This is a genomic window from Microvirga pakistanensis, from assembly GCF_004458765.1.
Lineage (GTDB): Bacteria > Pseudomonadota > Alphaproteobacteria > Rhizobiales > Beijerinckiaceae > Microvirga > Microvirga pakistanensis.
The window spans coordinates 1-223 of the sequence record NZ_SPJX01000505.1 but is presented as its reverse complement, the minus strand read 5'-3'; the positions used below and the strand labels follow the sequence as shown (position 1 = coordinate 223).

Here is a 223-nt window from a genome sequence, read left to right as displayed (position 1 = left end):
GCGCAACCGTGGCATAGCGCATGAACGTTGCACTGCCGGTGCCTGTGTCGGGAATAGACTTGCTGTAGTAGCCCGCCGGATCGGCCGGTGGCCCGCGCCACTCAACCTCCGGTCCCGCCTCGGCAAGGAGCGCATCGAGGGCCGGACGATCGGGCAGGCTTTCCGCGTCGGGGAAGCGACCACGAACACGGGCCCGCAAGGCATCCACACCAAGGCCCCTGAT

1 protein-coding gene is annotated in these 223 nt (G+C 67.7%); it reads right to left on the bottom strand.

Annotated elements, in window-relative coordinates; translation table 11 throughout:
* Window positions 1-223: hypothetical protein (locus tag E4K09_RS22390; protein WP_134499913.1), on the bottom strand; the 223-nt coding region annotated here is incomplete at both ends.